At 58.4% G+C, this 13,304-nt stretch carries 8 protein-coding genes and 1 other annotated feature; of the genes, 1 reads left to right on the top strand and 7 read right to left on the bottom strand.

The window, feature by feature from the left end; translation table 11 throughout:
• Positions 1–82: 82 nt before the first annotated feature.
• Positions 83–2,863, bottom strand: a complete 2,781-nt coding sequence (locus MBR110_RS05290) for a type VI secretion system Vgr family protein (RefSeq protein WP_060091468.1) — start codon at positions 2,861–2,863, stop codon at positions 83–85.
• 634 nt (positions 2,864–3,497) lie between these two features.
• On the opposite strand from MBR110_RS05290, the gene MBR110_RS05285 reads away from it, so the two are divergent.
• Positions 3,498–4,735, top strand: a protein-coding gene (locus MBR110_RS05285) for an IS3-like element IS1416 family transposase (protein ID WP_105819029.1) whose coding sequence is annotated in 2 segments (ribosomal slippage) — positions 3,498–3,789 and positions 3,789–4,735 — 1,239 coding nt in all. Because the reading frame shifts where the segments join, the coding sequence is not laid out codon by codon here.
• Positions 3,779–3,895, top strand: a sequence feature (AL1L pseudoknot). (Overlaps the previous gene by 117 nt.)
• Before the next feature lie 259 nt (positions 4,736–4,994).
• On the opposite strand, the gene MBR110_RS05280 is transcribed toward MBR110_RS05285, so the two are convergent.
• The 6 genes from MBR110_RS05280 to xseA form a co-directional block, all read right to left on the bottom strand.
• The gene (locus tag MBR110_RS05280) at positions 4,995–7,469 is read right to left on the bottom strand and encodes a DEAD/DEAH box helicase (protein WP_059735306.1); all 2,475 of its coding nucleotides are present in this window, start codon (positions 7,467–7,469) and stop codon (positions 4,995–4,997) included.
• A 111-nt stretch (positions 7,470–7,580) separates the two neighbouring features.
• The gene (locus tag MBR110_RS05275) at positions 7,581–9,500 is read right to left on the bottom strand and encodes an ATP-binding protein (protein ID WP_059735305.1); all 1,920 of its coding nucleotides are present in this window, start codon (positions 9,498–9,500) and stop codon (positions 7,581–7,583) included.
• A complete protein-coding gene (locus tag MBR110_RS05270; RefSeq protein ID WP_059735304.1) occupies positions 9,487–9,987 on the bottom strand; it encodes an ABC-three component system middle component 5 in 501 nt (166 codons plus the stop codon). Before MBR110_RS05270 ends, MBR110_RS05275 begins: the two co-directional genes overlap by 14 nt.
• Positions 9,981–10,559 (bottom strand): ABC-three component system protein, encoded by a 579-nt coding sequence (locus MBR110_RS05265; RefSeq protein WP_059735302.1) that lies wholly within the window; start codon positions 10,557–10,559, stop codon positions 9,981–9,983. Before MBR110_RS05265 ends, MBR110_RS05270 begins: the two co-directional genes overlap by 7 nt.
• Positions 10,560–11,014: 455 nt before the next feature.
• Complete coding sequence (gene sodB, locus MBR110_RS05260; protein ID WP_014723511.1) at positions 11,015–11,593, bottom strand: superoxide dismutase [Fe]; 579 nt, start codon at positions 11,591–11,593, stop codon at positions 11,015–11,017.
• A gap of 240 nt (positions 11,594–11,833) precedes the next feature.
• Entirely contained in the window at positions 11,834–13,216 is a 1,383-nt protein-coding gene (xseA, locus tag MBR110_RS05255) for an exodeoxyribonuclease VII large subunit (RefSeq protein WP_034192709.1), read from the bottom strand.
• Positions 13,217–13,304: the final 88 nt, after the last annotated feature.

Below are 13,304 nucleotides of genomic sequence, written 5' to 3'. Positions count from 1 at the left end.
ACCGGTACCTACGATTACTGCGGTTGATCGGAGAGATTCAAGATGTGCTGATGGCGATTGACGCGATCCACGATTCGGACCGCTAGCCGACGTCGTTGAGCGTGCGAGGCAACACACGCACAGTCATCGTCTCGACGTCCACGTTCTTCTGCACCGAAGTCTTACCGAGTTCGTCCGTCACGCCCTTGATGACTGTTCCATCGCTCCGTACGAACTCGTACGGGTGATTCTTGAGCACTTCACCTGTGATGGAGTGGCGAAGCACATAGGGGTCGTTGAACGCAGTCTTAGGCAAGCTGTTCATGTGTTCAGCGATCGAGCTCGGACCTTGACGACTGAATGAGGCCGATTTGATCGTACGAGGTCCTCGCGAGCCGTCTTCGATACCTTCCGCGGTGATGCGAATGTACGAGCCACCACACTTCAGAATCAGCTCCTGCTTCGCCTCGATTACGACTCTACCTTGATTGCTGGTAACCGTTACGTCGCGATCGGCGAACAGGCTCAACGCGTCGCTTTGCGCAGCGATTTCGACCTTGCCCTTTGCAGCGAACAGCTTCACCCCCGCCTTCTGCACAAACAGGCTGATCTTTTCTGCGGCCGCAACGATGAGGGATTTGCCCGTGGCAACGTGAGTGTGTTCGCCGCTGGTCAGATTGATGTGTCGATCCGCTGCGATGCTAGTCGACTGTCGGGACGTTAATCCGATATCGGCTGGCGTGGCCATCATGATCATCGGTGTGGCGAATCCGTTGGCCTCCCCTGTTCCGCCGCCATCGGTCCTACCCCCGGACGTTTGTCCTGAAATGGGATGCTCGGTGGCCTTGGCTACGGCTTTCAGAGTGTCTTGACTTCCCTCCAACGACTCAGCCTGCGCCGTCGCGCTGGCGCTTGATAGCGATTCAACAAGCATGCCCGATCGCGTCAGCTGATCCCTCGCCTCAACGACGTCGAGCTGCTCTGCGTCGTGCGCTTTGGCATGCGTACTCAAATAAAGGCCGCGGTTCGCTCGTACCGCGCCGTAGTCGTCGGTGTGAATCTGGAAACCGGCACCAAGGTAACGCCCACGTTTGTTCCGGTCTTGGCTGATCAGATATCCCTGATGGAACGAGCTGTAGCTTGAACCCGTGAAGGAGGTCAGTCGCGTCGCACCTTGATTGGTTGAGTCGTCGTGAACGAACGAGTTGAAAGCGCCCGTACCGCCGAACCCACTCGACTGAAAACCCGATAGCAACACATTCGTATGCCAAGGCGGTGGAGTCGTACCGCCATTGAGCCGTCCAAGCACGAACGGGCGATCACAATCGCCGCCCCAGTGGCTAATCGCCACCCATTCGCCCGCGCGCGGAACGTGTACGGAGCCGTACGAATTCCCAGTGTCGGACTGCAACGACAACAGCAACGGCGATGTATTGAAAGCCCCTGCAGGACTCTGACGGTCCCATGCGTGCCGCACGCGAATTCGATTCGATTCGTCGGCCCAAGCTTCTTCCCCCTCTGGCGCCACCACGATCGCATGCTCGATATGCATGATTGGTTTGCGGTGCTCGAACGGGCTCCGATATTCGATAGTCGTAGGTTGAGCTTCGACGTCGACGACGAAGAATCCAGTTTCGCCGTCGGCCGGGTGTGGCGGCGACTGGAAATCGCTCCCGCGAACTGCTTTTGCGTCGGAAACTCGCCGCTGCAAACTGTGCGGGAAAGCAGCTCCCTGGCGAGCGATAGGCACATTATTTTCGACGAGCCATCGCGCTTCGATTGCGACAAACTCGCGGTGCTTGGCGTCCGGGTTCGAATGCCGGGGGTGGTCGTGCAGCACGAAACGCCTCCCAGCGTCGATCCAACGCAATCCGGCGACTGCCGCATAGCGCAATGCCTGTGCATCCCAGGCCTGCGTATGCAATTGCGCGCGAGATCCACCGGCATCCGTGGTGGGATACCCATACGGCGTCGATTCGAAGACCTCCATTGGCACCGTCGGGATGCTTTGCGTTTCACGTTGTCGACGCTGCTCGATCTCGTAGGTCGTCGACTCGATTTCGCTAACTGCCTCGAAGTCGTAATTCGGGCGCTTGTAGTCGAATGAACGCGTTGTATAACGCACGCTTTGGAGTGTCTGGATAGCTGCCCATTGCGCTACGCCATTGCTTTCATTGCTCGCGTTGCCGCGGGTATAGGTCGCATCCTTTGGCTGGGGTAGCGAGGAAACACGGTCGACGATGACTAGGGTCGTCTTCGGTGGCTCCCCTGACTGGGTGGTCGCATGTTCCCAGTAGAAATACCAACCCTCATCCTCGAGGAGCCGATGGACGAAATTCAGGTCGGACTCTGCCTGTCTGCAATACGAGCGCACCCGCGGGGTGCTGACGGTGTCGAATCGATAGAGACCTTGCAGCTGCGGATATCGGTCGAACACATTCGCCAGAATCTCCCGTGCATCCTTTTCGAGCCAAAAATGATCGTCGCGGGTATGCCCGAGGAAGTGCAAAGCCGACGAGATCTCTAGCTGGTAGACAGCCAGGCCACCATCTGCACCCAGCATCCCGATACGGTGTACAAAGCCGTGGACGGGAAGGTAGGTCGACTCAGCGAATGGCGCGGTCTCCTGCTGAATCCACAACGTGACGGGCTGATGCATCAACGACAGAAGCGTAAGATCGGTGCGCATCGACGCTACATCGACAGTCCACCGGTAATCGCGCCCTATTTTTGCATACCCCTCGGCACGTAATGCAACGAGGGTATTCGCGCCAAGGGGCGTATCGAGTTTCAGCAGCCGATCATTCTGCAAAATACCCCGGTGAAAAGCGTCAAAAAGACCGCTCGACGACAGCTCCCCGACCGAGGATGCCCTGGCTTCCATTTTGTTCTTCCTTCCTCTCAGATACCCCGCACGGCCGCGGAGGCAAGAACGTCCGGACCGGTGGTCACGTCGCTCTCACTGTATCGAAATCACTGTTGGGAAAATGTAGGCGACGGAGAACGACGCTCATCCCATTGATACGCCAAACATCGTATCAAATCACCAATATGATATCGCACGCATTTGACGATATTTCATACTCGATCGAACCCAGAAACACGACGTCGCCACACCGTCTTTGCGAAATTCTGAACGAATTCTGCCCGCCGTTTTTGCAGTCTTTCACGATGAAATGTTGATCGAGCGTGATTTCTGACGGCACCTTGACCTACTTCGACACCGCCGCAGGCGACGCCACCCACGTGGTCGGTCTCCAGTTCCACTGCGACTTCGGCGCAGTGTCGCGGTGATGACGTCCAGCGGACGTCCCCGTTCAAAGGGGTTCCGCATGCGCAAACGTTCAGTCCTCGCGCCCGCCGCGCATGGTACTCGCCAGCTCGCGCCCCAGCCGACACGAACCTCTCCACTCCGTCTAGCGGAGCACGGGCGTTTTTCCTAAGATTGCTCTGGGCCGACGAGGGAGCTGAACCGCACCGAATTTTGTGGAGGCTCGGATTCTTGAGAGAATCGAGCCATGAACAAGAAGGCAACCAAGTTTTCCCCGGAAGTCCGGGAGCGCGCAGTGCGTCTGGTACGTGAGCAGCGTAGCGAACATCCGTCGATGTGGGCGGCGGTCGAATCGATTGCGCCGATGATCGGCTGTACGCCGCAGACGCTGCTGGATTGGGTCAAGCGCGAGGAGATCGATCGTGGGGAACGTGATGGCGTGAGCACGGCCGAGCGTGAACGCATCAAGGCCCTGGAGCGTGAGGTCAAGGAACTGCGCCGTACCAACGAGATTCTCAAGCTGGCGAGCGCGTTTTTCGCCCAGGCGGAGCTCGACCGCCGATTCAAGTCCTGAAGGCCTTCGTTGATCAGCATCGCGACACCTTCGGGGTCGAGCCGATCTGCAAGGTATTGCGGATCGCCCCGTCGGGCTACCGACGCCATGCTGCGCAGCTTCGTGATCCGTCCAAACGCTGCGCTCGTGCCAAACGCGATGAGGTCCTGCAACCCGAGATCAAGCGTGTCTGGCGGGCCAACATGCAGGTCTACGGTGTGCCGAAGGTCTGGAAGCAGATGAACCGGGAGGGCATTGTGGTCGCACGCTGCACGGTCGGGCGGCTGATGAAGCTGCAGGGCTTGCGAGGCACAGTTCGCGGCAAGCGAGTTCGCACGACGAATCCCGATACGAGCGCCCCGCGCCCGCTGGACCGGGTCAACCGGCAGTTCAAGGCTGAGCGCCCAAATCAGCTCTGGGTGTCTGACTTCACCTATGTCTCGACATGGCAGGGTTGGCTGTACGTGGCGTTCGTGATCGACGTGTTTGCCCGTCGCATCGTCGGTTGGCGCGTCAGTTCGTCGATGAGCACGGACTTCGTTCTGGATGCGCTCGAACAGGCGCTGTACGCGCGCCAACCGGGCGACGATGGGACCTTGATACACCACTCCGATAGGGGGGCTCAATACGTCAGCATTCGGTATAGCGAACGTTTGGCCGAGGCGGGTATCGAGCCGTCCGTCGGCAGCCGTGGCGACAGCTACGATAACGCGCTGGCTGAAACGATCAACGGTCTCTACAAGACGGAACTGATTCATCGGCGCGCCCCTTGGAAAACGAGGGAATCCGTCGAACTGGCAACGCTGGAATGGGTCGCCTGGTACAACCATCATCGGCTGATGGAACCGCTCGGCTATATCCCGCCCGCCGAGGCTGAGGCAAACTACTACAGGCAACTCAGAAATGCTGCTGAAGTGCCTGCATTAACTTAAACCAACCGGCCTCCACGATTCCCGGTGCGGTTCAAGGCCATCGCGCGGTGCTGGAGCGCGAAGCGTTGTAGTGATCGTACTATGCCGGTTCGCGGCGTCAGTGCGTTCTTGCAGTGAAGTACAACGTTTGCAATGCGAAGCTCGGAAAAAACCTGCAGAGACAATATCGCCGAGTGTGGCCCACATGCCCACGTGAGCCATACCCGATTACCGTTGTCGACAACGATGCCGCCTTAGCGAGGGTTACGTCACTGCACCACTATTTCGACCCTTGGGCAACGGTACACAGCACCACGATGTTTGCGGCTGAGAGCTTATGTTGCTGCAATTGCTTCTCCACCTCCTTAACTTCCTTAAAGGCTCCCGAGGTAGCCAGCGCGACCGAGTAGGCCCGAATTGCTTCGTGCAATTTCGAGAGCCCCTTGCTATTGATGATGCGAATGTCCGGATTCGGCGACGCAGCATATTCAAAGACAGTCTTGGGATGCACCATGATCGGGGTTCTGAACGCATCCGCACCATACTTCTCATGGAACCAAACAATCGAGCCATTCAACTGGTTAGTATCGCCTTTGGAAATCTTGTCGGCCGACACCGCCCCGCTTTTACATTCAATGACTAGATATTTGTTCTCTCCGAGAGCCCACAAGTTGTCCGGGCCCCGGCCCACCTGCTCTTCTGGTCGTTGAGATCCGAACCCCAGAAATGCGCCCAACTCTTGCATTGCGGCCTCGAACCGCTTACTGCCTTCCTCGCCCCATTCCAGATCCTCGATAAGACCGTTGACCCAAATTACAAGGTCGTTACCTTCGAGGAATCGCTCCATGAACATGGCAGCGGCCACAGCCTGACCCTTCACCGGTGCACTGACCTTGTTATAGGTGACACCAGCGATAGGCTTCAGCAAGCGCGGATTGAGTCCCAGTGCAGCCAACTGTAGCTCTTGCGCCTTTGCCTGATCAACGAAATTCGTGTACTCAGCCAGTTGTTGCTTTAGGTACCCCTTGACTTTCTTTTCCGTCGTCTCCGTTACCGCTTCCTGTGCCTTTTTGATAGCGGTGTCTGCTCTTGCAATGCGGATGGCATCGAACGCCTCGCGTAGTTTGACTTCGGTCGAATCTAGTCGTCCACCCTCAATCGGTGGCGCATTCACTACGGCATTTCTGCCGGCTTCCGTCCAAGCATCATTTTGATCCAGACACAAGTTGAGAATCGGCTTGAGTTCTTCAAGGGGCTTCCCGCGGACTTGCGCCGCAACTTCTTTCCCGAGAGCAATTTGCGCGCGAGTCGCCGACGAGAACATTTCCTCTGCTTCGGGCTCGTGAAGCTTTTGGGTCAACTTCCTGCCCAAAAGCAGTACGACACAGTTGTCGTCACTGGACCGGACGCCACGGCCCATGCCCTGCTCGATTCGCTGGACTTGCCGGACTAACTGCCTCTTCGTACCGTCAAGCAGTTGCATTTCTAGGCGTTCGCCCAAACCGTACACCTCTGGTAGACCATCAATAACAAGCATTTCGCACGCTGTTGAAGGAAGGTCGATGCCGTCGTACTTGTTTATCAGCACCGTCAGACCAACATGCCCCGTCCTAAGACGCTCCACGCCCTCACGAATTGTGTCTTTGTCCAAGACCTGCGCGGCAACGTCATTCCACGATCCAGCCCGTTGTTTTGACGGGACAATAACAACGACGTTGCGGTCGACTGCGATTTCGACAACCAACGCCTTGATATCCTCGAAGGTGTACTCAGGGTTGATTTCCTGAGGCGCAAGAATCATCCGATCCCCTATGTCTCCACCACCCTTTGGACGAATCGGCTTAACGACCTCGTCGGCGTCGGCCTGAAAATGACTGACAAGAATTGTGTCATCTGCGAGGGTTGCGGTCATATAAATGCGCCTTTGCGCCCCAGCGAATGACGGGATCCGGTCAATTGGCACAAACCGGGGCGCGACTTCTAGTCGCCCGCCTCCAAAGACGCAGGTGCATTGCGGTATGCAGTCGCTCAACAGTGGCCAAGACCACTCAAGATCCCTTTCCTTCCGTTGGGCGTGCAAGAGCTCGACGACCTTATCCTGCCGAGCCATCCATGCCCAATACGGAACAGTCATGACAACATTGGGATCTTCGTCCTTTACGTCTAGCAAATTTGACGGGGATTGCGCCTTTAGGTCCGCTTCAAACATGCTCAAAAGCCCGTCGTAAATCGGATTCCCGGCCTTTGACTTTATACAAAATTGATCATGCACCACGCTCAAGCAGGCATGGGCATCATCTACGACGATGCTGCCAATTGGTATTTTTTTCTCACCAACTCCGAAGACTGATCGACCATTAAAAAGCTTGTGGACATTGGCCACGAGTACGGAGCGTCCCGCTATAAAGTCCGGATCATGCTCATTGTCCGTAGCTGCAATCCCGAGTGCCTTGGCTTCCGCGAGTACTTGCGCCACAAGGAAGCTGTCCGGAGTTATGTAGACGGCAGGCTTGACATTCTCGTTCAGCGAACTCTGAAGGCAGAGCAAGCCGACTACGGTCTTACCCCCGCCAGTGTTCATTTTAATTGTCAGATCCTTCGCGGTCTTACGCTCATACCACGCGTCAAGGACATCCGCCTGCTCATCCGACGGGCGCTTGAAGCGTCCATCGCGCTTCAAAGTGGTAAAAATCTTCCTGGGATCCGTTTGTTTTGCGGCCGTTGCAGTATTCAGCCTGTTGAAATCCAAAGCCATTAAAGCCCCCTCCTCGATCGATTCCTAATTCCTGATTTTGGCACAAGTTGGTTGGTCAACGTACCTTTAAAGGCGTCGAGCAACCGAATTGGAGTGTGGCGTTTCACGAAGTCACGAGTCGCGTACGTCAAGAGAGCGCGCTTCCGGTGTGAAGAAGCGCCCGACGACAAGCTCAGACTTTTCGAGAACCGGATTGATTTCCGACGTCGCGAAAATGAGCTGGTAGTCCACCTCATACGTCGCGCATTCTTCGACGATAATTTCCTGAAGGCGGTGGCTGCGATCCTTTTCCATCCCGCCATCGTCAATGCCGTCAAGCATCAGAAAGCGCGGAAGGCGCATGAACGGTTTCTGCACGCTCGCCGTCAACAGCGCAAGGTGGAAGACGTGACGGAGAACCACCGCCGAACTCTCCGAGAAGTTTCGGGAGCCATTCACATAGACGGAGTTCTCGACGAAATCGAAGTTCGCCTCTTTCGCATTTACGAATTCGGGCTGGAGCGGAAGGTCAAGCTTCAAGAGTCGCACGGTCGCGTCGTTTACCGTTTTCGCAACCTCAATCTTGCGTTGCGCCTGCTTCTGCTCTAGCTGCTCAATGCTTTCTGCTAGTCGCTTGCTTTCCGCCGTCAATGCGTCGCGTCGCATTTGCAGGTCGGAGATGACGCTAGCCAGCTTCTGACGTTCATACGCCTGCTTGATTTCTTCGTCCAGAGCTCCGAGCTTGCGTGCGACCTCTTCCAGTGCAACTTCGACATCACTTGACCAAGCGTTCGCCTCGGCACGGTAATCCTGTTCCAGCTTCCGCACTCGCTGGGACAAGAGCGGGATTTCGACCCGCAGCGCGTCCGCTTCTCGCGTGCGTCCGTCAATAAGCGACCTCGATTCCTTCAGCTGGACATTCAGCTCGTTGCGCATGCGAAGCAGTTGCGAATCTCCACGCCCATCACCGAGAGCAGTCGTGCAGAGGTGACAATGTTCGGCGTCTGCTCGCGCTTGAGGAAGCTCACTCAGACAACTTGGGCAGAAACGGAATTGCACGTTGCTGAAATAGCTGCGTGTTTCCTTGGATTCGTCGAGGCTCAGCAGTCGCGACTCAAGCTCCTTCACGAACAGATAGGAGTCGGCGATATCGAGGTCAAGGGCCGCGAGCTTGTCCTTTGCAGCAGATTCAGCTTGCCTTGCAACATTCAGACTCTGACGCAGCCCGTCGGCCGAGGCGCGCGCCTTGTTCGAGTCTTTGCGCGGAAGTTCTCGCTTTTGCTTGAGTGTTACAAGCGAGGCCGAAAGGGCTCCACGCGCTGCTTCAAGCTCAACAATCTTGGTGTTGAGGAATTCTAGATCTGGGGACTGGCCAGAACGTCCAAGCACGTTGAATATACTGCGAAGCTCCGCTTCCTGCTTGCTGATTTGAGCGTCTAGTTCTCGAACGCGTAGCTGCGCAGAGTAAAGCACGTCGTCGTACACGCCGCCGAGATAGCCGCCTACCATCTCACGAGTTAGCGGGCTGTCGAAACTATCCAATCGGAAAATTGGGCTATGCACGGATGGCTGGTCGGCGTAGAGCACGCGCAGTAACTGGTGCATCGTCAGATTCGATGCTCCATCGCCTTGAGCCTGCGGCATGTTCATGGCTTCGAAAAGCGCTTGCGAAAAGCTAACGCGGTGCGCACTACGCTTGAACGGGTACGTTTCCCACAGCTGCGGACCAGCCTTCAGCGACTCTTCCATCGCTCCCCAGAAGATGGACATCGGACGCTGGAGTGCCGTGTCGATGTCTCGACGCAAGCAAGCGACCTCACCGTTGAGTAGCACCTCCACGTAGGTGGATGTACACCGCAGCGCTTCAGGCTTCCACCGGATGTTCTCCGCGCCAAGGGAAAACGCCAGTAGGTCCATGACTGTCGTTTTACCCGAACTGTTCCGCCCACGAATTACGTTCACCCCGGGATGGAAAGGGCAATCAAAGGCGACATGCCCCCCCTGATAAACCTTAAGACGGTTGATTCTCAACGTGGGTTCAAGCAAAGTCATACCGATGTTCCATGAGTTGAGAGCGATGCTTCAGTCCGTCAGGGCCGCGCAAAGGGATTTGCGAAAGGCCAGTGAGAATACCCTCGATCATCGGTCCGTTCGCAGAAACGAAAGCGTTGAGCTTCTCTTTCAATATTGGAGCAATGGGCATCTCCGTGCGCGTGACAAACCCGCGCTCGAATCGTTTGATATTGATCAACCCGGACGCGGCGATGGATTTTAGTGCCGCTTCCTGGATATGGCGCATATCACGGAAGGTCGATAGTCCGCTAACTGGGTCGCGATAAACATTGGCGGCCACCTTGGCCTGTGAACGCAGCGTTTTGAGCGTATCAGGCAACCGAATCGTCCGAACCATACCGGGGAAGATGAGATAAAAATCTAATAATCGCGCTTTTTCTATCTCAATATTTGTAACGTGCTCCGCAATGAGGAGCATGCGGAACACGCAGTGGTAGGCATCATATGCGGGGTGATATATCAGCATTTGTCCCACCTTATATGGCAATTGCCACCGAGGTAGTACAGAAGCGCAAGCAGGTCCATCGCATCGAACTCAAGAACGTTTTCGCCAAGGAGGTTTTTGGTCCCTTGCAGAATGGCATTTATGCATTGGTCGACGGCAACGCGGTCGGCTCCTTGTTGAATCACCGGGGTAACTGTCAGCGTGAACGCTGCGTGCAGCTCCGACAGGACAATCGTGTAGACCCGCTGCGCCGTACGCGATGTCTGATGCCTCATGATCGACTTGAACGCACGTTCCTTCAGGTCCGTTGCCGACCAAATCTGGTCCTCCCGACCGCTGTCCCGAAGCTTGGCTTCGAGGCCGCGAACATCACCGTCAGTTGTGGTTGACATGTAATGTTGCAGTTTCGCTGAAAATTGCCCGTGCGACGGGTCACCGACACCGTCAGCCTTGAGCTTCTCATAGAGTGCCTCGAGTTCTCGCCCAGCCCCGCCGTTCGTAACGAGCTGGATGACGGTCGTTTTGCTGTTATCGACCTTGTCGCCGCCGACGAGGTCGCCGCCGACGTCATTGTGACTTTGGCTCGTGAACACAAACTCTACTCACGGTTGTTCTTGTGCATGTCCCCGCCGACGATGTCTCCGCCCGCGCGATTGTTCTTTTGTGAAACGATTGTTGTGCGTTTCGAACGCGTGGATCGATTCGAGATGAGCACCTTTACGCTCCATCCAGCTGCAATGGCTGCGACGGCCGCGACGACGTATTTCAACCAATCCATGGCTTCCCCGAATTTTTGATGCGTTCAATGTGTTGTCGGGCGATTTTAAGGCAGCGACAGTCGCCCTGCAATGAGCCGAGCTTGGATGCTGGGTTTGCGGGCCTGCACCCACAAGATTGCGTCCATACTGGGCGCACAAAAAGCAGAAAGCCCTCATATCGAGGGCTTTCAATTTCACTACAGTTTCAAAACTTTATTGCACTGCTCAGTCTGGATTTTCCAATCTTTATTGCACTTTCCAGACTATATTGTCACGCTACACCCGCGGACTTACGCGAAGTTCTTCGCTGCGAAGTCCCAGTTCACGATGTTCCAGAACGCTTCGACGAACTTCGGACGTGCGTTGCGGTAGTCGATGTAGTACGCGTGTTCCCACACGTCGATCGTCAGCAGCGGCTTGTCGGCCGTCGTCAGCGGCGTCGCGGCGTTGCTCGTCGACACGATGTCGAGCGAACCGTCGGCCTTCTTCACGAGCCATGCCCAGCCCGAACCGAACGTGCCGACCGCAGCCTTCGTGAAGGCTTCCTTGAATGCGTCGTACGAACCCCACTTCGCGTTGATCGCGTCGCCCAGCGCGCCCGACGGTGCGCCGCCGCCGTTCGGCGACAGGCTGTTCCAGAAGAACGTGTGGTTCCAGATTTGCGCGGCGTTGTTGAAGATGCCGCCCGACGACTTCTTCACGATCTCTTCCAGCGGCAGGTTTTCGAATTCCGTGCCCGGGATCAGATTGTTCAGGTTCGTGACGTATGCCTGGTGATGCTTGCCGTAGTGGTACTCGATCGTCTCTTTCGAGATGGTCGGCGCGAGTGCGTCTTCTGCGTACGGGAGCGGCGGGAGCGTATGAGCCATGGCAATTCCTTCGTTGAGTATGTAGGGGGGCTGTGTTGAATGCTGCCGAGCGTCCGATTGTAGGCGAGTCCGAATATCCCCGCAAACTCACGGGTATTCGTCCGCCGTATGCGGAAAATCGGCGCTGGCGCTGCATCCGGCGGGATAGCGGGCAAGCCGATGCGGCGCGCAGTATCCGTTCCTGCCGCGCGCACGGCGCACACGTGCGCGCGACGTGCGCAGCGCAGCCGCCGCGGGCGGTCAGATCGTGTCGGTGAGCCGCGGCTGCACGTCGGCGAGCGACACGTCGGCGGAGCCTTCGGCGAGATGCACGGTCAGGCGCCGCTGCGGCTTCAGCGCGCTCGGCGAGCGCACCGCACGGCCCGTCTGCGCATCGATCAGCGCCGCGTAGCCGCGCTCGAGCGTGCGTTGCGGGCTCAGCACCTCGAGCCGCGCCGCGCATGCCGCCACGCGCGCGCTGTCGCGCTCGTGGCGGCGCTGCAGCGCGACCGCGAGACGCTGCGACAAACCGGCGAGCACGTGACGCGCCTGCGCCGGATCGGGACGCGCGCGTTGCCAGCGCAGCTGCGCGAGCGCGAAGCGCGCACGCGCGTCGCGCACCGGGCGCGACGCCGCCGACGCGAGCCGCGCGGCCAGTTGGTCGACGTGGGCGCGTTGCCGCTGCAGCCGCTCGGCCGGGCTGACGAGCCGGCGCGCGAGCCAGTCGAGCTGCTGCGCGCGCTGCTCGAGCCCGCGCGCGACGCAGCGCGCGAGCGCACGTTGCCGCTCGCTCAACTCTCGCAGCAACAACGCGCGCTGCGGACTCGCGAGCTCGGCCGCGCCGGTCGGCGTCGGCGCGCGCACGTCGGCCGCGAAGTCCGCGATCGTGAAATCGGTTTCGTGGCCCACGCCGCAGACGACCGGCAGCTCGCTCGCCGCGATCGCCCGCGCGAGCGCTTCGTCGTTGAACGACCACAGATCCTCGATCGATCCGCCGCCGCGACACACGAGCAGCACGTCCACCTCGTGCCGCGCGTTCGCGGTCTGCACGGCCGCGACGAGCTTCTCGGCGGCGCCCGCGCCCTGCACGGGCGCCGGGTAGACGATCACCGGCAGATGCGGCGCGCGGCGCGCGAGCGTGGTCAACACGTCGCGCAGCGCGGCCGCCTGCAGCGACGTGACGATGCCGATCGCGCGCGGATGCACGGGCAACGGCCGCTTGCGCTCGGGCGCGAACAGCCCCTCGGCCTCGAGCTGCGCCTTCAGGCGCAGGAACGCCTCGTACAGGCGCCCCTGTCCGGTGCGCCGCACGGCCTCGACGTTGAGCTGCACCTCGCCGCGCGGCTCGTACATCGTGACGACCGCGCGCACCTCGATGCGATCGCCCTCGCGCGGCGTGAATTCCGCATACTGCGCCCGGCCGCGAAACATCACGCAGCGCATCTGCGCCTGCTGGTCCTTGATCGAGAAATACCAGTGCCCGCTCGCGGCGCGCGTGAAGTTCGACACTTCGCCCGCGATCCACAGCAGCGGAAACGAGCGCTCGAGCATCGTCGAAATCGCCCGGTTGAGCGCCGAAACGGGGATCACTTCGTCGCCGCCGCGCGAGGCGCCGGGCGCGGAAAAAGGAGTATCGGAAGGCATGAGCGGTCGGATGAATGCTGGCGGCGACACGATAGTCCGACACGCGCGCCGCGTCCAGCGCCGACCGTCCGCGGCGCGCCGCTGAAAA

The organism is Burkholderia sp. MBR-1, from assembly GCF_013822785.1.
GTDB classification, from domain to species: domain Bacteria; phylum Pseudomonadota; class Gammaproteobacteria; order Burkholderiales; family Burkholderiaceae; genus Burkholderia; species Burkholderia vietnamiensis.
The sequence above is the reverse complement of the archived record's forward strand: the minus strand, read 5'-3'. Positions and strand labels throughout refer to the sequence as shown.